22 protein-coding genes are annotated in these 19,815 nt (G+C 58.9%); 10 read left to right on the top strand and 12 right to left on the bottom strand.

Going from position 1 to position 19,815, the window contains the following annotated elements:
- Window positions 1-261, top strand: a 261-nt coding sequence (locus BVK86_RS29975) for a hypothetical protein (RefSeq protein ID WP_208609344.1), incomplete at its 5' end; no start/stop codon positions are given.
- A 36-nt stretch (window positions 262-297) separates the two neighbouring features.
- On the opposite strand, the gene tyrS is transcribed toward BVK86_RS29975, so the two are convergent.
- Complete coding sequence (gene tyrS / locus BVK86_RS09090; protein WP_075946125.1) at window positions 298-1,497, bottom strand: tyrosine--tRNA ligase; 1,200 nt, start codon at window positions 1,495-1,497, stop codon at window positions 298-300.
- 212 nt (window positions 1,498-1,709) lie between these two features.
- Between tyrS and BVK86_RS09095 the strand changes: the two genes are divergently transcribed.
- Together BVK86_RS09095 and BVK86_RS09100 are read left to right on the top strand one after the other, a co-directional pair.
- Window positions 1,710-3,143 carry a peptidoglycan DD-metalloendopeptidase family protein gene (locus BVK86_RS09095; protein ID WP_075946126.1) on the top strand — a complete coding sequence of 478 codons (1,434 nt, stop codon included), beginning with the start codon at window positions 1,710-1,712 and terminating at the stop codon, window positions 3,141-3,143.
- 3 nt (window positions 3,144-3,146) lie between these two features.
- Window positions 3,147-4,238 (top strand): anhydro-N-acetylmuramic acid kinase, encoded by a 1,092-nt coding sequence (locus tag BVK86_RS09100; RefSeq protein ID WP_075946127.1) that lies wholly within the window; start codon window positions 3,147-3,149, stop codon window positions 4,236-4,238.
- A 66-nt stretch (window positions 4,239-4,304) separates the two neighbouring features.
- Here the strand turns inward: BVK86_RS09100 and erpA are convergent, their stop codons facing one another.
- The gene (gene erpA / locus BVK86_RS09105) at window positions 4,305-4,655 is read right to left on the bottom strand and encodes an iron-sulfur cluster insertion protein ErpA (RefSeq protein WP_007906865.1); all 351 of its coding nucleotides are present in this window, start codon (window positions 4,653-4,655) and stop codon (window positions 4,305-4,307) included.
- 168 nt (window positions 4,656-4,823) lie between these two features.
- A complete protein-coding gene (gene argC / locus BVK86_RS09110; RefSeq protein WP_075946128.1) occupies window positions 4,824-5,858 on the bottom strand; it encodes an N-acetyl-gamma-glutamyl-phosphate reductase in 1,035 nt (344 codons plus the stop codon).
- 135 nt (window positions 5,859-5,993) lie between these two features.
- Between argC and hemJ the strand changes: the two genes are divergently transcribed.
- The 6 genes from hemJ to coq7 all read left to right on the top strand — a co-directional run bounded on the left by hemJ (window position 5,994) and on the right by coq7 (window position 10,482).
- A complete protein-coding gene (gene hemJ / locus BVK86_RS09115) occupies window positions 5,994-6,425 on the top strand; it encodes a protoporphyrinogen oxidase HemJ (RefSeq protein ID WP_075946129.1) in 432 nt (143 codons plus the stop codon).
- Window positions 6,426-6,456: 31 nt separating this feature from the next.
- Window positions 6,457-7,425: an NAD(P)H-dependent flavin oxidoreductase gene (locus tag BVK86_RS09120; protein WP_075946130.1), complete on the top strand. Its 969-nt coding sequence runs from the start codon at window positions 6,457-6,459 to the stop codon at window positions 7,423-7,425.
- A gap of 77 nt (window positions 7,426-7,502) precedes the next feature.
- The gene (locus BVK86_RS09125) at window positions 7,503-8,456 is read left to right on the top strand and encodes a DUF805 domain-containing protein (RefSeq protein WP_075946131.1); all 954 of its coding nucleotides are present in this window, start codon (window positions 7,503-7,505) and stop codon (window positions 8,454-8,456) included.
- Between the two features lie 61 nt (window positions 8,457-8,517).
- A complete protein-coding gene (locus BVK86_RS09130) occupies window positions 8,518-9,306 on the top strand; it encodes an SDR family NAD(P)-dependent oxidoreductase (RefSeq protein ID WP_075946132.1) in 789 nt (262 codons plus the stop codon).
- A gap of 81 nt (window positions 9,307-9,387) precedes the next feature.
- Entirely contained in the window at window positions 9,388-9,726 is a 339-nt protein-coding gene (locus BVK86_RS09135; RefSeq protein WP_075946133.1) for a histidine triad nucleotide-binding protein, read from the top strand.
- Window positions 9,727-9,834: 108 nt separating this feature from the next.
- Window positions 9,835-10,482: a 2-polyprenyl-3-methyl-6-methoxy-1,4-benzoquinone monooxygenase gene (gene coq7 / locus BVK86_RS09140; protein ID WP_075946508.1), complete on the top strand. Its 648-nt coding sequence runs from the start codon at window positions 9,835-9,837 to the stop codon at window positions 10,480-10,482.
- Between the two features lie 112 nt (window positions 10,483-10,594).
- On the opposite strand, the gene BVK86_RS09145 is transcribed toward coq7, so the two are convergent.
- Window positions 10,595-11,017, bottom strand: coding sequence for an OsmC family protein (locus BVK86_RS09145; protein WP_008061600.1), 423 nt, complete (start codon window positions 11,015-11,017; stop codon window positions 10,595-10,597).
- Between the two features lie 232 nt (window positions 11,018-11,249).
- Between BVK86_RS09145 and crp the strand changes: the two genes are divergently transcribed.
- Window positions 11,250-11,894, top strand: a complete 645-nt coding sequence (crp, locus tag BVK86_RS09150; RefSeq protein WP_075946134.1) for a cAMP-activated global transcriptional regulator CRP — start codon at window positions 11,250-11,252, stop codon at window positions 11,892-11,894.
- Between the two features lie 10 nt (window positions 11,895-11,904).
- On the opposite strand, the gene BVK86_RS09155 is transcribed toward crp, so the two are convergent.
- From BVK86_RS09155 to BVK86_RS09190, 8 genes are all read right to left on the bottom strand, one after another.
- Complete coding sequence (locus tag BVK86_RS09155; protein WP_075946135.1) at window positions 11,905-12,603, bottom strand: lipoate--protein ligase family protein; 699 nt, start codon at window positions 12,601-12,603, stop codon at window positions 11,905-11,907.
- A 143-nt stretch (window positions 12,604-12,746) separates the two neighbouring features.
- Window positions 12,747-13,583: an indole-3-glycerol phosphate synthase TrpC gene (gene trpC, locus BVK86_RS09160; RefSeq protein ID WP_075946136.1), complete on the bottom strand. Its 837-nt coding sequence runs from the start codon at window positions 13,581-13,583 to the stop codon at window positions 12,747-12,749.
- Window positions 13,580-14,629 carry an anthranilate phosphoribosyltransferase gene (gene trpD, locus BVK86_RS09165; RefSeq protein ID WP_075946137.1) on the bottom strand — a complete coding sequence of 350 codons (1,050 nt, stop codon included), beginning with the start codon at window positions 14,627-14,629 and terminating at the stop codon, window positions 13,580-13,582. The genes trpC and trpD overlap by 4 nt, the downstream gene beginning before the upstream one ends.
- A 9-nt stretch (window positions 14,630-14,638) precedes the next feature.
- Window positions 14,639-15,232, bottom strand: a complete 594-nt coding sequence (locus BVK86_RS09170) for an aminodeoxychorismate/anthranilate synthase component II (RefSeq protein ID WP_075946138.1) — start codon at window positions 15,230-15,232, stop codon at window positions 14,639-14,641.
- A 111-nt stretch (window positions 15,233-15,343) separates the two neighbouring features.
- Window positions 15,344-16,825: an anthranilate synthase component I gene (trpE, locus tag BVK86_RS09175; RefSeq protein WP_075946139.1), complete on the bottom strand. Its 1,482-nt coding sequence runs from the start codon at window positions 16,823-16,825 to the stop codon at window positions 15,344-15,346.
- 70 nt (window positions 16,826-16,895) lie between these two features.
- On the bottom strand, window positions 16,896-17,714 hold the full coding sequence (locus BVK86_RS09180; protein WP_075946140.1) for a phosphoglycolate phosphatase: 819 nt from the start codon (window positions 17,712-17,714) through the stop codon (window positions 16,896-16,898).
- A complete protein-coding gene (gene rpe / locus BVK86_RS09185; protein WP_075946141.1) occupies window positions 17,711-18,385 on the bottom strand; it encodes a ribulose-phosphate 3-epimerase in 675 nt (224 codons plus the stop codon). Before rpe ends, BVK86_RS09180 begins: the two co-directional genes overlap by 4 nt.
- A gap of 80 nt (window positions 18,386-18,465) precedes the next feature.
- Window positions 18,466-19,614 carry an iron-containing alcohol dehydrogenase gene (locus BVK86_RS09190; protein ID WP_075946142.1) on the bottom strand — a complete coding sequence of 383 codons (1,149 nt, stop codon included), beginning with the start codon at window positions 19,612-19,614 and terminating at the stop codon, window positions 18,466-18,468.
- Window positions 19,615-19,815: the final 201 nt, after the last annotated feature.

Raw genomic sequence — 19,815 nt, forward strand, 5'->3', positions numbered from 1 at the left:
TCTACAGCAGCCTCATTTGCTGTCAAGTGGTTATTTTCAGAAGTTTTCAAGGATTTCCTTAACAACTTCAACCACTTGCGCTTTCGATCTCTCGTCAGCGGGAGGCGAATTCTACAGCGTTACACGCTGCTGTCAACACCTCTTTTTCAACTTCCTTCTGGCTTCGATGACCTGAAGCTACTTGCTGCCGAAAACTGCGTAACTCGTTGTTTACCAAGGAGTTTCCCGTTTCGACTGCGTCGGAAGTGGGGCGAATTATAGGCTTCTAAAACTCGCCGTCAACCCCTTATTTCAGGTTTATTCGGATTTAAGCGTAATACGCGCAAATGCCTTCTTGCCCGCCTGACAAACATGGGTCGCACCCAGTACGTATATAAAGGTGCGGTCGACAACCTCACCATCTATACGCACACCACCGGAACCCAGAAGATCGCGCGCCACCGCCGAATTCTTCACCAGCCCTGCTTTATTAAGAACAGCAGCGATCGGCATATCCTCGGCAGCAGTCAATTCGATTTCCGGCAAATCATCCGGCAGTTCGCCATCCTTCATGCGGTTGCCAGCAGCACGATGAGCGTTGGCCGCAGCCTCTTCACCATGAAAACGCGCAACAATTTCTTCAGCCAGCTTGATCTTGATATCGCGAGGATTAGCACCCACCTCTACGTCAGCACGGAATGCATTGATCTCATCCATGGAGCGGAAGCTGAGCAGCTCAAAGTAACGCCACATCAGCGCATCAGGAATGGAAACCAGCTTGCCGTACATAACACCCGGCGCTTCCTGGATACCGACGTAGTTGCCCAAAGACTTGGACATCTTCTTCACGCCATCCAGACCTTCGAGCAACGGCATGGTTAAAATGCACTGAGCCTCCTGACCATACCCACGTTGGAGTTCGCGCCCCATCAGCAGGTTGAACTTCTGATCGGTGCCACCCAACTCAACATCCGCGCGCAGGGCAACGGAATCGTAGCCTTGAACCAGCGGATAGAGGAACTCGTGAATGGCAATTGGCTGATTGGTCGTGTAGCGCTTGTCGAAGTCATCGCGCTCGAGCATCCGCGCCACGGTGTATTGAGAAGTCAGACGAATGAAGTCGGCCGGCCCCATCTGATCCATCCAGGTGGAGTTGAACGCCACTTCTGTCTTGGCGGGATCAAGAATCTTGAAAACCTGAGTCTTGTAAGTCTCGGCGTTCTCCAGAACCTGCTCACGGGTCAACGGAGGACGAGTTGCACTCTTGCCGCTCGGATCACCGATCATCCCGGTGAAGTCACCGATCAGGAAAATCACCTGATGCCCCAGCTCCTGGAACTGGCGCAGCTTATTAATAAGCACGGTATGCCCCAGGTGCAGATCCGGCGCGGTCGGATCGAAGCCTGCCTTAATACGCAGCGGCTGGCCGCGCTTGAGCTTTTCAACCAGCTCGGACTCGACCAACAGTTCTTCTGCACCACGTTTGATCAGCGCTAGCTGCTCTTCAACCGACTTCATAACCAACCTGCAAGGCTCAGATTCAAAGGGAACCAACCATACAAGAACGCGCGTCAAATACAAGGTTTGCCCGGCGCGCGGACGCCAATCCACAGACAAGGCGTCTGTAGACTTGCTTCAGAGATGATTTGGTTATATTTTATACAGTTATTTCATCTTCATCATGTCATTCATCTTTTCCAATTCATCTTTTCAAAGTCAAAAAACTACTTATGACCAAAGAATCGTCTAAAGCGCCACCGCTTTACCCGAAGACCCACCTGCTCGCAGCGAGTGGCATCGCCGCCCTTCTGAGCCTGGCGCTTCTGGTATTTCCTTCCAGTGATGTTGAAGCCAAAAAGACAACCCTGAGTCTTGAACTGGAAAGTCCTGCTGAACAACTGACACAAGATCAAGACGCTGCTGACGCCGTCCAAGCCACAAATGAGCCAGCAGCTTCTCCTTTCGCGCAGATTGAAAACAGCACCGAAGAGGCACCGCAAACCGCTGAAGCCGAACCAGAACCAGCTCCCGCAGAAGTGGTTGCCGAGGAAAAGAAGGCCCCCAACCACAGGGAAGTGATTGTCGCCAAGGGCGATACGCTCTCCACCCTTTTCGAGAAGGTCGGCCTTCCTGCCACTTCGGTACATGACGTGCTCGCCAGCGACAAGCAGGCCAAGCAGTTCAGCCAGCTCAAGCGCGGGCAGAAACTCGAATTCGAATTGGGTCCGGATGGCCAGCTGAGCAACCTGCACAGCAAGGTCAGCGACCTAGAAACCATCACCTTGAGCAAGAATGACAAGGGCTACACGTTCAACCGCATTACCGCCAAACCGACCGTGCGCTCCGCTTATGTTCACGGCGTCATCAACAGCTCGCTATCGCAATCTGCCGCTCGCGCCGGCCTGTCCCACAGCCTCACGATGGACATGGCCAGTGTGTTTGGCTACGACATCGACTTCGCCCAGGACATACGCCAGGGTGACCAGTTCGACGTGATCTACGAACAGAAAGTGGTCAACGGCAAAGCTGTCGGCAACGGGCCGATCCTGTCTGCCCGGTTCACCAACCGCGGCAAGACCTACACGGCCGTGCGTTACACCAACAAACAAGGCAACACGAGCTATTACACCGCCGATGGCAACAGCATGCGCAAGGCCTTCATCCGTACTCCGGTTGATTTCGCCCGCATCAGTTCGAAGTTCTCCATGGGCCGCAAACACCCGATCCTCAACAAGATCAGAGCTCACAAAGGCGTGGACTATGCGGCTCCGCGCGGTACGCCAATCAAGGCTGCGGGTGACGGCAAGGTATTGCTGGCTGGTCGCCGCGGCGGTTACGGCAACACTGTAATTCTCCAGCACGGTAATACCTACCGCACGCTGTATGGCCACATGCAGGGCTTCGCCAAAGGCGTCAAGACTGGCGGCACAGTCAAGCAGGGCCAGGTTATTGGTTATATCGGCACTACCGGCCTATCCACGGGCCCGCACTTGCATTACGAATTCCAGGTGAATGGCGTGCACGTCGACCCACTGGGCCAGAAAGTCGCGATGGCAGATCCAATCTCCAAAGCCGAACGCGCACGCTTCCTGGCACAGAGCCAACCGCTGATGGCGCGCATGGACCAGGAAAAAGCAACTCAGCTGGCTTCGGCCAAGCGCTAAGTCATGGCGCTTTATATAGGTGTGATGTCCGGGACCAGCCTTGATGGCCTGGATATCGCATTGATCGAGCAGACTCCCGCGATCAGGCTGATCGCCACGCACTACATTCCCATGCCCGATTCCCTGCGCACAGAGCTGCTTGGCTTGTGCGCCAGCGGTCCGGACGAGATTGCCCGCTCAGCCATCGCCCAGCAAAACTGGGTAAAGCTGGCGGCACAGGGTATCAATACCCTCCTCGGTCAACAGAACCTCACCCCTGTCGATATTCGCGCGATTGGCAGCCATGGCCAGACCATTCGCCATGAACCAACGCGCGGATTCACGGTGCAAATCGGCAACCCGGCGCTACTGACCGAGTTGACGGGTATCTCCGTGGTCAGCGACTTCCGCAGCCGGGACGTAGCCGCCGGCGGTCAAGGCGCGCCGCTGGTTCCAGCCTTTCATGAAGCCTTGTTCGAAGAGCGGGCCGGCAACCGTGCAGTCCTGAACATAGGCGGTTTCAGCAACCTTAGCCTGATCGAGCCTGGCAAACCGGTGGCCGGTTTCGACTGCGGCCCGGGCAACGTGCTGATGGATGCCTGGATTCATCAGCAGAGCGGCGACAGCTATGACCGTGACGGCCAGTGGGCCGCCAGCGGCAAGGTTCAACCCGTTCTCTTGAAGGCACTGCTCAGCGACCCGTTCTTCGTTACTCAAGGTCCTAAGAGCACCGGCCGGGAAGTCTTCAATCTGCCATGGCTGATGCGGCACTTGGCGCTGTTGCCGACATACGCTGCCGAAGATGTACAGGCAACACTGCTTGAACTGACTGCCCTGACCATCATCGAATCGCTGCAAGGCGCCCAGAACGACACTCGAGAAGTGCTGGTCTGCGGCGGTGGCGCGCATAACGCCGCACTGATGGATCGCCTCGCCAGCCTGTTGCCGAAGGCGAAAGTCAGCAGCACATCAGTTTATGGGGTCGATCCTGATTGGGTGGAAGCCATGGCGTTTGCCTGGCTCGCTCACTGCTGCCTCGAAGGCATCGCCGCCAATCGCCCAAGCGTGACCGGCGCCCATGGATTACGAATCCTCGGCGCCATCTACCCCGCATAAACCCCAGACAGCAAAACGCCGCAGGGTCTGAAGACCCTGCGGCGCTGAGTGATGCCGGAGCGCTGATCAGATCGAGAACGAAGATCCGCAACCACATGTAGTGGTCGCGTTCGGGTTCTTGATAACAAAACGCGAACCTTCCAGACCTTCCTGATAATCCACCTCGGCGCCTGCCAGGTATTGGAAGCTCATCGGATCGACGACCAGACTCACACCCTCGCGCTCGACGATGGTGTCGTCATCGGCCACTTCTTCATCGAAGGTGAAGCCGTACTGAAAACCTGAACAACCGCCGCCCGTAACGAATACGCGCAACTTCAAGCGATCATTCCCCTCTTCATCGACCAGGCTCTTCACCTTGTGCGCGGCACCGTGGGTGAATTGCAAAGCCGTGGGGGTGAAGGATTCGACGCTCATGCTGACTATCTCCCGGCGTTACGCCGTCATATTGCGTGATGACGCGCATTATCCGCTTCTCCTAGAAAAGCGGTCAACTATTGTTATGGTATATCAACCAATCCAACCGTCAGCCGAAAATGCAAAAAGGCCCGTTAAACGGGCCTTTTTGCTGTGCGTGATCGAGCCCTACGGCAACATGCCAGCGTGGGACAGACCAAGGCGTTCATCCAGACCGAACAGGATGTTCATGTTCTGTACCGCCTGACCCGACGCACCTTTGACCAGGTTATCGATCACCGACAGCACCACCACCAGATCTCCGTCTTGCGGACGATGCACCGCGATACGGCACACGTTGGCACCGCGAACACTGCGAGTTTCCGGATGGCTGCCGGCAGGCATTACATCGACGAACGGTTCGTTGGCATAACGCTTTTCAAACAGCGCCTGCAGATCCACCGAGCGATCTACGACGGTCGCGTACAGCGTCGAATGAATGCCACGGATCATCGGCGTCAGGTGCGGAACGAAGGTCAGGCCGACGTCCTTGCCGGCTGCACGACGCAGCCCCTGGCGAATTTCCGGCAAATGGCGGTGACCTTTGACGGCATAGGCCTTCATGCTTTCCGACGTCTCGGAGTACAGCGAGCCTACAGCTGCGCCACGACCGGCACCGCTGACGCCGGATTTGCAGTCGGCGATCAAGACATTGGTATCCGCAAGACCGGCTTCAAGCAACGGCAGGAAACCCAGCTGTGTAGCCGTTGGATAGCAACCCGGCACGGCAATCAGGCGCGCCTTCTTGATTTGCTCACGGTTGACTTCCGGCAGTCCGTAGACCGCTTCGTCCAACAGCTCTGGCGCGCCGTGCGGTTGGCCATACCACTTGGCCCATTCATCGGCATCCTGCAGACGGAAGTCTGCCGACAGGTCGATGACTTTGGTGCCGGCGGCCAGCAGCTCACCTGCCAAGGCATGGGCGACGCCGTGTGGCGTGGCGAAGAACACCACGTCGCAGGCGCCCAGGGTCTTGATGTCCGGAACGCTGAACGCCAGGCCGTCGTAGTGGCCTCGCAGGTTCGGATACATGTCGGCCACGGCCAGGCCTGCCTCGGATCGGGAAGTGATCACAACCACTTCAGCTTGCGGATGTTGCGCCAACAGACGCAACAGTTCGACACCGGTGTAACCCGTGCCGCCGACGATACCGACCTTGACCATAAACCTGCCCTCAACGAACCCACTGGAAAGCGGTCGATAATAGGGGCCGCGCGCGCCTGCGACAACCGGCAAGGTGACGTGCGGACGCTCAAGCCTCTACTATTCGGGCTACCGTGAATTCAGGAATTAATAAAAATGCTTTTTCTTTGGCTCAAAGCGCTTCACATCGTCAGCATCGTTTGCTGGTTTGCCGGTCTGTTCTATTTGCCGCGCCTGTTCGTTTATCACGCCCAAAGTGAAGATACGATCAGCAAAGAACGCTTCAGCCTCATGGAGCGCAAGCTGTACCGGGGCATCATGGGACCGGCGATGATCGCCACCCTGATCTTCGGTGGCTGGCTGATTAGCCTGAACCCCAGCGCGTATTTCGGCCAAGGTGGCTGGATGCACGCCAAGTTGACGCTGGTGGTATTGCTGATCGGCTATCACCACATGTGCGGCGCGCAGGTGAAGCGTTTTGCGCGTGGCGAAAACACCCGCAGCCATGTCTTTTTTCGCTGGTTCAATGAAGTGCCGGTTCTGATATTGCTGGCAATCGTAATTCTGGTCGTGGTTCGGCCGTTCTAATTCCAACAGATAACTCACCGGGGTACTTCCAATGTCGCTGCCCGCTCTGCTCGAACAACGCCTGCGTCTGCCCGTGGTGGCAGCGCCGATGTTCCTGATATCCAACCCGCAACTGGTGCTCGCCTGCTGCCGCAACGGCGTAGTCGGCAGCTTCCCGGCATTGAACCAGCGCGAGAGCAGCGGCTTCAAAGCCTGGCTGGAGGAGATCGAAGCAGGGCTGGCGACAATGGAGAACCCTGCGCCCTATGCGGTCAATTTGATCGTCCACAACAGCAACCCTCGACTGCAGGCTGACCTTGATATCTGCATCGAGCACAAAGTGCCGATCGTGATCACCAGCCTCGGCGCGGTTAAAGAGCTGGTCGATGCCGTCCACAGCTACGGTGGCCTGGTGTTCCATGACGTGACAACCCGTCGCCATGCCGAGAAGGCTGCCGAGGCCGGCGTTGATGGCCTGATCGCCGTGGCTGCAGGCGCCGGCGGACATGCCGGGACCTGGAGCCCGTTTTCGCTGATCGCCGAGATTCGGCAGTTCTTCGACAAGACCCTGTTGCTGGCCGGCTGCTTGAACCACGGCCACGAAATTCTCGCTGCACAATTGCTAGGTGCGGACCTTGCCTACTTCGGCACACGATTTATCGGCACCACCGAAAGTCATGCGCCTGACGCTTATAAAGAGATGCTGCTGACATCCAGAGCCGCGGACATCGTCCATACTCCAGCGGTGTCAGGTGTACCGGCGAGCTTCATGCGCCAGAGCCTGGAGGCCGCTGGCTTTGACATGGCGGCGCTGCAAAACAAAGGCGAGGTCAATTTCGGCTCTAAACTCAAGCCGTTGAACGATGAAGCCAAAGCCTGGAAAACCGTGTGGTCCGCGGGCCAGGGCGTAGGCGAAATCGATGACTTGCCGAGCGTTGACCAGTTGGTCGCGCGTCTCGACGCCGAGTATCGCAAGGCTCTGGAACATGCCGCGCAGTTACCCAAGTGTTGGCCACGCTGAATGAAACAGGGGCCAGCCAAACAAGGCTGGCCTTACACTCGCTGCACTAAAACCCTCGCGACAAGGATGCCTCGGCAATGAGCGAAAACCGTTTCAAGATCGTATTCGACGGCGCTTTGCTGCCAGGTGTCGATATCGGCACCGCCAAACTCAATCTCGCGGCGCTGTTCAAGAGCGACGTCACCGCCATCGAGCGCTTGTTCAGTGGCCGGCCGGTGGCACTCAAACGCGATCTGTCTCACGCCGATGCACAGACTTACCTCCAGGCATTGAAGAACACCGGTATCGAAGCTCGCATCGAGTCCGAGCCTTCGATCGAGTTGAATCTGTCCGACGTTCATGAGCACATGCCAGCCGCCGTCGCAGAACCGCAATCGCCTTACGCCCCTCCACTGGCAAATGTCAGTGAAAGTGTTGCGGGGTTCGCGACACTCAAACCCTTTGGCGTTGAGGGGCGCATAGGGCGATTGCGCTTTCTCGCGTGGTCGATGGTGCTGAGTCTCGTAACAATGGCCGTGGTTGGTGTCTTCGCCATCATCGGCCTCGCGCTGGTGAGCAGCGACTCGACCGCGGGCCTGATCATCGGAGGCATCCTGGCCTTCTTCCTCTGTCTGGCGTTCCTCATCGCCAGCATCATGATCAGCGTTCAGCGCTTGCACGATATTGGCTGGTCAGGCTGGCTATGGCTGCTGAACCTTGTGCCATTCGTGGGCAGTTTCTTTCCGCTGTTGCTGCTGGCAATGCCGGGAAATCAAACCGCCAACCGGTATGGCGCTCCACCGCCGCCCAACAGCACGGCGGTCAAGGTGCTGTCTGCGTTATGGCTCGTGGTAATTGCGCTGGTTATTGTCGGCGCACTGGCGGGCGGGCTGTCGGCCATACAGGACGAATACGAAAACACCCTCGAAAGCAGCTACCAAAGTGGCTCGGTCACCACCGACGAAATTGAAGTCGAGGTCGAACCTGACGCAAATTCGGCCGCCGATGCAGCCGAAGAAGCCCTGCCACCTGTAGACTCTGCGAAAGAATGAACAGCGCTCCCCACCCGTGACACTCGCGTCGCGGCGCGGAGCTGTTGCGATGGAGAACTGCATGACCCGTTACGCTCTGATCACTGGCGCTTCCAGCGGCATCGGCCTGGCGATGGCTGAAGCGCTGGCCCGGCGCGGCCGCAGCCTGCTTCTGGTGGCCCGACAGCGTGATCAGCTGGAAAGTATTGCGACTGAACTGACTCAACGGTTTGGCGTTGAAGTGCTGTTCCGTGCCTGCGACCTCGGCGAGCCGCTGCGGTTGTCCGGGTTCCTGTTGGAGCTGGAGGAAGGCGACCGCCAGATCGACTTGCTGGTCAACTGCGCCGGCATCGGCACCTGCGGTCCCTTTCTGGCCCAGGACTGGATGACCGAGCAGGACCTGATCGAAGTGAACATCCTGGCCCTTACACGCTTGTGCCACGCCATCGGTAACAGCATGGCGCTACAGGGCGGCGGGCAGATTCTGAACGTCGCCTCGGTCGCGGCCTTTCATCCCGGCCCGTGGATGAGCACTTATTACGCGAGCAAGGCTTATGTGCTGCACTTTTCCGAAGGGTTGCGCGTCGAGCTGAAAAAATGTGCGGTCAAGGTCTCGGTACTCTGCCCTGGTCCGACCCGCACCGGTTTTTTCCGCACTGCTGGGCTGAACGCGGACAAACTGGCCGACAGCAAACTGCTGATGAGTCCGGAAGAAGTTGCGCTCTATACCGTGCGGGCCCTGGAGAAAAACCGCGCAATCATTATTCCGGGTTGGCGTAACCGCTGGTTCGCCACCCTGCCCCGGTTCGGCTCGCGCTGGCTGATCCGGACAATCACTGGCATGGTCAACAAGGCTTACTGCCCGCGCTGACCAGCCTGACAGGTAAAAAGCTGGGCTCGGGCAAATCCCGTGAGTACACTCATGCCAGCCCAAACAACGGAGAAAACAGCTGTGGATACTCTGTTCACCAAGATCATCAACCGGGAAATCCCGGCGAAGATTATTTACGAGGACGACCAGGTCCTGGCCTTCCACGACATCGCCCCACAGGCACCGGTACATTTTCTGGTGATTCCGAAGAAGCCGGTGCGCACCCTGAACGACCTGACAGAAGACGACAAGGCATTGGCCGGGCATATTCTGTTCACAGCCCAGCGCCTTGCCGTGGAGCTGGGTTGTGAAAAAGGTTTCCGCGTTGTCATGAACTGCAATGAAGAAGGTGGGCAGACTGTCTATCACATTCATATGCATGTGCTGGGTCAGCGCCAGATGCACTGGCCGCCGGGCTGATGTTAGCCGGCTCCTGCGGGGTTGATGGTGATCCCACCCATGACCCAGCGCAAACCTTCCCCGGCCGATTGGGTTAAACTGGCCACCGAGATTCTTCCGGAGGTCAGCATGACTACCCAGCGTCACTACTCGCCGATTGACCGCCTTCTGCTGCAGGCCGATGCCGCGATGCGCACTTTGCTGCCGTTCAGTGGCCAGCCGTACCGCCCGTCGCCGGCCATTGTGCAGCCGGATGTGAAAATGAGCGACGAAGACACCCGGCATGTCGCCGGCCTGATGCGCATCAACCATACCGGTGAGGTCTGCGCCCAGGCGCTGTACCAAGGACAGGCCCTGACCGCCAAGCTGCCGCAAGTGCGCGCCGCCATGGAACATGCCGCTGAAGAAGAAGTCGACCACCTGGTCTGGTGCGAACAACGCATCCACCAGTTGGGTAGCCACACCAGCATTCTCAATCCACTGTTCTACGGCATGTCCTTCGGGATCGGCGCGGTTGCAGGCCTGATCAGTGACAAAGTCAGCCTGGGGTTCGTTGCGGCGACAGAAGACCAGGTGTGCAAACACTTGAACGAACACCTTGAGCAATTGCCGGCCGAGGATGAAAAGTCCCGGGCGATTCTTGAGCAGATGCGCCTTGATGAAGAGCAGCATGCCGAAAGCGCGCTGGAGGCTGGCGGTTTTCGCTTTCCGGCGCCGGTGAAGTTCGGGATGAGTTTGTTGGCCAAGGTGATGACCAAGAGCACTTATCGGATCTGACCTGTCCGCCCTCTTCGCGAGCAGGCTGGCTCCCGCGGCGGAGTGGCGACAGACATGAAAAAGGCGACTGCCGTAAGGTAGTCGCCTTTTTCATGAATCATTGAAAGTCGACTCAGCCGAGTTCGATGATTTCGTAGTCGTGGGTAATCTCGACCCCTGCCGCGCCCAGCATGATCGAGGCCGAGCAGTATTTTTCGGCGGACAGTTCGATGGCGCGTTTGACCTGGGCTTCTTTAAGGCCACGGCCTTTGACCACGAAGTGCATGTGGATCTTGGTGAAGACTTTCGGGTCCTCAGTCGCGCGCTCGGCTTCGAGGAACGCTTCGCAGCTCTCGACCGCCTGACGGGACTTCTTGAGAATGCTGACCACATCGAAGTTGCTGCAACCGCCAACACCCAGCAGGAGCATTTCCATCGGTCGGACCCCCAGGTTGCGGCCGCCGGCATCGGGCGGACCATCCATCACCACGACATGACCGCTACCGGATTCGCCGAGGAACATGGCTTCGCCAGCCCATTGGATGCGTGCCTTCATCGCCAAGACTCCACTGTATAAAAAAGGGTCGCCAGCTTAGCACAGCGCCTTGAAATGACAGCGTCCCAAGGTCCTAGGACTTATCCATCTGCCGTGTAGGTAAAATCTCGAATATTGCCGGAAGTGTCTGTTAAGCTGACGCCAATTCGCTGACGCATAACCAGCCTTTGCCGCGGCTTGCGCCATTCATAAAAAAGTCAAACATACCGTGCAGTTTTTTCGGGATACAACCATGGTTGCTATTGCCCCCACACTCAAGATTAAAAACCTCGATAAGCTGCTGATGCATTGTCAGCGCCGTCGCTATCCGGCCAAGAGCAACATCATCTGTGCCGGAGACCGTTCAGAGACGTTGTTCTTTATCATCAAAGGTTCGGTCACCATCCTGATCGAGGATGACGACGGTCGGGAAATGATCATCGCGTATCTCAATACCGGGGACTTCTTCGGCGAGCTGGGCCTGTTCGAACAGGCGGGCCTGGAACAGGAGCGCAGCGCCTGGGTGAGGGCCAAGGTCGAATGCGAAGTCGCGGAAATCAGCTACGCGAAATTCCGCGAACTGTCGCAGCAAGATCCAGACATTCTTTACGTGCTCAGCGGACAAATCGCACAACGCCTGCGCAACACCACGCGCAAGGTGGGTGACCTGGCGTTCTTCGACGTGACCGGCCGCGTGGCACGTTGCCTGCTGGAACTGTGCAAACAGCCAGACGCCATGACCCATCCCGACGGCATGCAGATCAAGGTGACGCGTCAGGAAATCGGACGGATTGTCGGGTGTTCCCGGGAGATGGTCGGTCGCGTGCTCAAGGATCTCGAGGAGCGCAACCTGGTGGACGTCAAAGGCAAGACGATGGTGGTCTTCGGCACTCGATAAGCTCGAAAGCCTAGCCGCTGAACATCTGCTTGAGCATCAGCCGGTAGAGTTCGTCCAGACGGGCCAACGCATCCGGCGCCGCGAACTTCTCATGCAGGGCGATGTGGCTTTCGGCGCGAACCCTCTGCTCCAGACCGCACGCCTGGTTGAAGCGATTGACCGCCGCGACCATCGACGCTCGATCGTTATCAATCAACATCGCCCCGTGCACCAGCCCGACTGGACGCTGACCGCCCTGACTCTGGCGCCAGCGCTGGGCGGTGCCGACCATCTTGCGGCCGTCCAGGTTGACGTTGAAGCGACCGTCGCAGAACGCACCGTCGATTTCACCGAGGGACGACGTGCCGCCCAACTCATCCAGCAACTGGCAGATCGGATCGCACAGACGCCGGTAGCCGGATTCGATGCGGTTCAAATCGCCTTCGCTGCGCGGTGGCGCGTAAACCAGGGCGATGTTGATCGTTGTAGCTGACTGAGGAACCGGTTCGCCACCGGTGTCGCGCAATAACACCGGCCAGCCCGCCGCTGCCGAGACTTCACATGCAGCAGCGAAACCTGGCAAACGATTCAATCGGCGAGGCATCACCAATGCCTGATCGCTCGGCTGCCAGAACAGCAGGCCGAACTCAGAGTCACCGGCACAGACCGATGCCAACAGATCCTGTTCGGCTTGCAGGCCGGCTTCGATGGTCAGAGCATTTGGGGTCATAAAGAAATCCGAAAGACGTTCAGTCTAGGGTGAATCTTATGCCGCCAACGCGATCAGGCTCGCTCCCACAATGGATCTGATGTGTTAGCAAATCCTGTGGGAGCGAGCCTGCTCGCGATTGGGTCGACTCGATCTGCGAGCGATCAGTCCAGTGTAGAACCGCTGACAGGAATGCCACGCTCAGGGAAGAACAAGCGCTGCAACTCGGTGCCCGGGCTTTCGGCGCGCATGAACGCCTCGCCGACCAGGAACGCGTAGACGTCGCTGATTTCCATCAACTCGACATCGGCGCGATTGAGGATGCCGCTCTCGGTGATCACCAGGCGATCGCGTGGAATGCGTGGCAGCAGGTCGAGGGTGGTTTCGAGGCTGACGTCGAACGTGTGCAGGTTGCGGTTATTCACGCCCACCAGCGGCGTGTCGAGGGTTTTCAAGGCCCGCTCCAGCTCGTCACCGTCGTGGACTTCCACCAGCACATCGAGGTCGACGCTTTTGGCCACGGCCGCCAGCTCGGCCATTTTCACGTCATCCAGCGCGGAGACAATCAACAGCACGCAATCGGCACCGAGCGCACGGGCTTCAACGATCTGGTACGGATCGATCATGAAATCCTTGCGAATGACCGGCAGTTTGCACGCCGCACGCGCCTGTTGCATGTACGCATCGGCCCCCTGGAAGTAGTCGATGTCGGTCAGCACCGACAGACAGGTCGCGCCGCCCTTCTCGTAACTTTTTGCGATGTCGGCAGGCACGAAGTGCTCGCGGATCACGCCTTTGCTTGGCGAGGCTTTCTTGATTTCGGCGATGACCGCCGGCTGTTTCAGCTTGGCCTGAGCCAGCAACGCCTCGGCAAAACCGCGGGGTGCATCGGCCGCTTTGGCCAGATTTTCCAGCTCGGCGAGGCTTACGCGAGCACTACGCTCGGCAACTTCCTCGACTTTGCGCGCCAGAATCTTTTCCAGAACCGTCGGTACACTCATCCCTCATTCTCCACTTTGAATACCGCGGTAAATGCACCCAGCTCCTCAAGTTTTTCCCGAGCGAGACCGGTGTGCAGCGCATCGTGCGCCAGGGCTACGCCCTCTTTCAGGCTGCTGGCATGGTCGGCTGCGTACAGCGCAGCGCCGGCATTGAGCATGATCATCTCGGCAGCTTTCTGACCGTTTTCGGTCTTGCGCTTGCCCAGGGCATCGCGAATCAGCTCAAGGGAAGCGGCCGGGCTTTCTACCGCCAGGCCATGCAGGCTCTGGCTCTTCATGCCCAGGTCTTCCGGCTCGACCCAGTACTCGGTGATTTTGTCGTCCTTCAGCTCCGCCACGAAGGTCGGCGCAGCGAGGCTGAACTCGTCCAGGCCATCTTTCGAATGCACCACCAGCACATGCTTGCTGCCCAGACGCTGCAGCACTTCGGCCAGCGGCCGGCACAATGCCTGGGTGAACACGCCCACCACCTGATGTTTCACGCCGGCCGGATTCGTAAGCGGGCCGAGCATGTTGAACAGCGTACGCAAGCCCAGTTCACGACGCGGGCTTGCGGCGTATTTCATCGCAGAGTGATGAGTCTGCGCAAACATGAAACCTATACCAACGTTGTCAATACAACGCGCCACCTGGACCGGCGTCAGATTCAGGTAAATACCGGCGGCTTCGAGCAGGTCGGCACTGCCGCTCTTGCCCGAGACCGCGCGGTTGCCATGCTTGGCCACGGTGCAGCCGGCCGCCGATACGACGAACGCGGAAGCGGTCGAGACGTTGAAAATATTCGCGCCATCACCGCCGGTGCCGACTACGTCGACCACGCCGTCGAGGGTCTTGAGCTCGACCTTGTCCGCCAGTTCGCGCATGACCGACACGGCGCCGACGATTTCGTCGATGCTCTCGCTCTTCATGCGCATGGCCATCATGAACGCGCCAATTTGCGCTTCCGAGCATTGTCCGGTCATGATTTCGCGCATCACATCGCGCATTTCCTCGGTGCTGAGGTCGAGGTGATCGACGATACGGCTCAGGGCTGTCTTGATATTCATGAGGAGTCCTTAGCGCGTGCCGCCGGTTTGTTTGAGGAAGTTGGCAAACAGTTCATGGCCCTGCTCGGTCAGGATCGACTCAGGGTGAAACTGCACGCCTTCGATGTTCAAGGTCTTGTGACGCAGGCCCATGATCTCGTCGATCGAGCCGTCTTCGAGCTGAGTCCACGCCGTCAGTTCGAGGCAGTCAGGCAAGGTTTCGCGTTTGACGATCAAGGAATGATAGCGCGTGACAGTCAGCGGGTGGTTCAGGCCGGCAAAGACGCCTTTGTCTTCGTGGAACACCGGGCTGGTCTTGCCGTGCATGACCTGGCGGGCACGGACCACATCGCCGCCAAACGCCTGGCCGATGGATTGATGGCCCAGGCACACCCCCAGAATCGGCAGTTTGCCGGCGAAGTGTTTGATGACGTCAATCGAGACCCCGGCTTCGGTCGGGGTGCAAGGACCGGGAGAAACAACGATGCGCTCCGGGTTGAGGGCTTCGATTTCGGCAACGGTGAGTTCATCATTGCGCACGACTTTAACCTGGGAGCCCAGCTCACCAAGGTATTGCACAACGTTGTAGGTAAAAGAGTCGTAGTTATCGATCATCAGCAACATGGCGTTAAGAACCTCTTGAATTCACTGACTACTAATACGGCGTTCGATTCAATCGCCCGCAGCGTCCAGCGCTTGATCGCTCAAGGCGGCCGGCATACGGGCAGTCATCGGTCAGCCTTGCGGAGTTTGTTCAGCCAGCGCCACGGCGCGGAACATCGCGCGGCGCTTGTTCAGGGTTTCTTCCCATTCCAGCGCCGGCACCGAGTCGGCGACGATGCCGCCACCGGCCTGCACATGCAGTTCGCCGTTCTTGATCACCGCCGTGCGGATCGCAATGGCGGTGTCCATGTTGCCGTTCCAGGCGAAGTAGCCAACGGCGCCGCCATAGACGCCGCGCTTGACCGGTTCCAGTTCGTCGATGATTTCCATCGCGCGAATCTTCGGCGCGCCGGACAAGGTGCCCGCCGGCAGGATCGCCCGCAGCGCATCCATCGCCGTCAGCCCGGCCTTCAATTGCCCGGTGACGTTGGACACGATGTGCATCACGTTGGAATAACGCTCGATGACCATTTTCTCAGTGAGCTTCACCGAACCGATTTCCGAGACCCGACCGGTGTCGTTACGGCCCAGGTCGATCAGCATCAGGTGCTCGGCGATTTCCTTGTCGTCGGACAGCAGGTCTTTTTCCAGCGCCAGGTCAGCGTCTTCGTTAGCCCCACGCGGGCGAGTGCCGGCGATCGGGCGCACGGTGATCAGGTTGTCTTCGACGCGCACCAGCACTTCCGGCGAACTGCCGACGACGTGGAAGTCGCCGAAGTTGAAGAAGTACATGTAAGGCGTCGGGTTGAAGCAGCGCAGTGCACGGTACAGATCGATTGGCGCAGCCTTGAAGTCGATCGACATGCGCTGTGACGGCACGACCTGCATGCAGTCGCCCGCCAGGATGTATTCCTTGATGGTGTCGACGGCTTTTTCGTAATCGTCCTGGGTAAAACTGGAGCGGAACACCGGATCAGCGGCTTGCTGTTTGCTGAAATCCAGGCCACGGCGCGGGGTGATTGGCTGACGGAGTTTTTCCAGCAGCGCTTCCAGGCGGGCACGGCCCTGTTCGAAGGCGTCTTCCTGCGCCGGGTCGGCCAGAACGATCGCGTGCATCTTGCCGGCGAGGTTATCGAACACGACAACCGCGTCGGACACCATCAGCAGGATGTCCGGCACACCCAGCGGATCCGGGTTCGGGCACTTGCCCAGGCGCTTTTCCACATAACGCACGCAGTCGTAACCGAAGTATCCCACCAGACCGCCATTGAAGCGCGGCAGGCCGGCAATGGTCGGCACGTTGTAGCGGGCCTTGAAGGCTTCGACGAACGCCAGCGGGTCTTCAACGTCGTGGTTTTCGGTCTCGATGCCATCGACGGTCACGCTGACGTGATGGTCGTGAACCCGCAGCACGGTGCGGCACGGCAGGCCGATGATGGAGTAACGGCCCCATTTCTCGCCGCCCTGCACCGATTCGAGCAGATAGGAGTTCGGCTCATCCGCCAGTTTCAGGTAGATCGACAGCGGCGTGTCGAAGTCGGCCAGGGTTTCGCAGGCAAGCGGGATGCGGTTGTAGCCGGCAGCGGCCAAACGCAGGAATTCTTCGCGGATCATGATGTGCCTCGTGGCTTGAGGGTCTAACAGTCAGGTATGCAAACGCGCCGGATAACCGGCCAGGATCCAGTCAGGCGCGCCAACGCCAGCGGGCCAGGGCCTTGATGACTTTCATCCAGAGTTTGCGAGTGACCACCACGATGGGATTTCCAGGAGGGGATTGAACAGCGTCGAGCAACGTTATCTCAGCGGCAGGATCCAGGCAACCGGGAATTAACTTGCGCAGATCGTCGATCACCAGCGCCGGCGACTCTTCGGCGATGGGCCGGCCATGGTTGTAACCGTAGCTCAGCGCCACGCACTTGACGCCGGCGGCCTTAGCCGCCAGCACATCACTGCGTGAATCGCCGACGAACAAAGATTGCGAGGCCGGGATGTTGGCCATTTTCATGACAAAAAACAGCGCGGCCGGGTCCGGTTTTTTCTGCGGCAGGGTGTCGCCACCGATGATCCACTTGAAATACCGACCGATCTTCATCTGATCCAGCAACGGTGCGACAAAGCGCTCCGGCTTGTTGGTGATCAGCGCCATCTCCACGCCTTGCTTGTTCAGCCACTTGAGGGTGTCGCGCACGCCGGGATAGACCACCGTCAGCTCGTGGCTTTCGCCGTAAGCCTGCATGAAAATCTCCAGCGCCTGCTCGGCCTCGGTGTTGTCGACCATCGAATGATCGATACCACCGGCCAGCGCCCGCCGTACCAACACAGGGGCGCCATTGCCCACCCACTCGCGCACCGATTCGATACCGGCAGGTTGGCGTCCGAGTTTGAGCAGCATGTTATCCACAGCCGCTGCGAGGTCGGGGACCGAATCGATCAACGTGCCATCCAGATCGAACATCACCAGACGCGGCAGACGCCCCGGGAACAGCTGCTCAAAACCACTCATGGGTGGGCCAGCGCCAGTTCGGAACGCATCTTGTCGATGACTTCCTGATAGTTCGGCGCATTGAAGATGGCCGAACCGGCGACGAAGGTGTCGGCGCCCGCCGCAGCGATTTCACGGATGTTGTTCACGTTCACGCCACCGTCGATTTCCAGGCGGATATCGCGACCGGAAGCATCGATCAGCGCCCGTGCTTCGCGCAGTTTGTCGAGGGTGCCGGGGATGAACTTCTGCCCGCCGAAGCCCGGGTTGACGCTCATCAGCAGGATCATGTCGACCTTGTCCATCACGTATTTGAGCACGTCCAGCGGGGTCGCCGGGTTGAACACCAGACCGGATTTGCAGCCGCCTTCGCGGATCAGTTGCAGGGAACGGTCGACGTGCTGCGTGGCTTCCGGGTGGAAGGTGATGTAGGTCGCGCCGGCTTCGATGAAGTCGCCGACGATACGGTCTACCGGGCTGACCATCAGGTGCGCGTCGATCGGCGCGGTCACACCATACTTGCGCAGCGCCGCGCAGACCATCGGGCCGATGGTCAGGTTTGGCACGTAATGGTTGTCCATGACATCGAAGTGCACGAAGTCGGCGCCAGCGGCCAGAACATTGTCCACTTCTTCACCCAGGCGGGCGAAGTCGGCGGAGAGAATCGACGGAGCAATTACGAAGGGCTGCATGTCGCACCTTTTCTGAGCAGAATCACGATGGCGCGCATTGTATACCTCATGCTTTGGCGCGCGCACCGTGAGCGCGATGATCAGTAGGCGGCGCGGTAGATCTTCTCGATATCAATCGCGCTCAATTTGCGCGGATTGTTGCGCATCAAGCGCTCAATACCCGCGGCTTCCACTGCCATGGCGGGGATGGCGTCCTCAGGCACCCCGAAGCTGCGCAGGCCGGAGGGGATTTCCACCGCCGCACACAACTCGGTCATGGCCTCCACGGCTTTGTCGGCCGCTTCATTGGCACTCAGCTGCGCGGTCTTGACCCCCATGGCCTCGGCAATATCCTGCATGCGTTCGACGCAGGCCATCTTGTTCCAGGTCATGACATAGGGCAGCAGCAAAGCGTTGCTGACGCCATGGGCAATGTTGAAACGCCCGCCCAACGGATACGCCAGCGCATGCACCGCCCCGACCCCGGCATTGCCGAACGCCATGCCGGCCATCAGGCTGGCGGTGGCCATGTCTTCACGGGCCTGCAGGTTCGAAGGGTTGGCGTAGGCCTTGGGCAGCGCCTTGGCGATGAGCTGGATGGCGCCGATGGCCAGGGAGTCGGTGATCGGCGAAGCATTGACCGACAAATAGGATTCGATGGCATGCACCAACGCATCGACCCCACTGGCGGCGGTGACGCTTCGCGGGCAGGTCAGGGTCATTTGCGGACTGACCAGCGCCACGTCCGGTAATAGATAGTCGCTGACGATGCCTTTTTTCAATTGCGCGACCTTGTCGGAGAGGATCGCCACGTTGGTCACTTCCGAGCCGGTGCCGGCAGTGGTCGGGATAGCGATCAGCGGCGGGCCTTTGCGCGGGACCTGATCGATGCCGAACAGATCCTCCAATGCACCATGGTAACCGGCGTAGGCCGCAACACTCTTGGCGATGTCGATGGCACTGCCGCCGCCCAGTCCGATCAAGCCGTCATGCCCGCCTTCGCGGTAAACCCGCATGCAGTCTTCGACGATGGCGATTTCCGGGTCCGGCAACACCCGGTCGAAAATCTCGTAGGAGCGCCCTCCCAACTGCGCCAGCGCCAGCTCTACCGTGCCGGACTTGACCAGCGCGGCGTCGGTGACGATCAGCGGATTATCGATATCCAGACGTGTCAATTCCGCCGCCAGTTGCTCGATGGCCCCTGCGCCGGTGATCAGTTTGTGAGCGATTTTGAAAGAGGAAAGACTCATGCGCGCAGCCTCTTATTAGATGTGGGAGCTGGGCACAAGAGTAGCTGGGGATTGGGCGTTGTCTGCCATTCAGGCCATGAATGACCGCAGATGCCGAAAACACCCCAAAACAACGGTGGGAGCGAGCCTGCTCGCGAAGACGGTGTGTCATTTAACGTCGATGTCGACTGACACTACGCCTTCGCGAGCAGGCTCGCTCCC

Origin of the sequence: Pseudomonas reinekei (assembly GCF_001945365.1) — a bacterium.
GTDB classification, from domain to species: domain Bacteria; phylum Pseudomonadota; class Gammaproteobacteria; order Pseudomonadales; family Pseudomonadaceae; genus Aquipseudomonas; species Aquipseudomonas reinekei.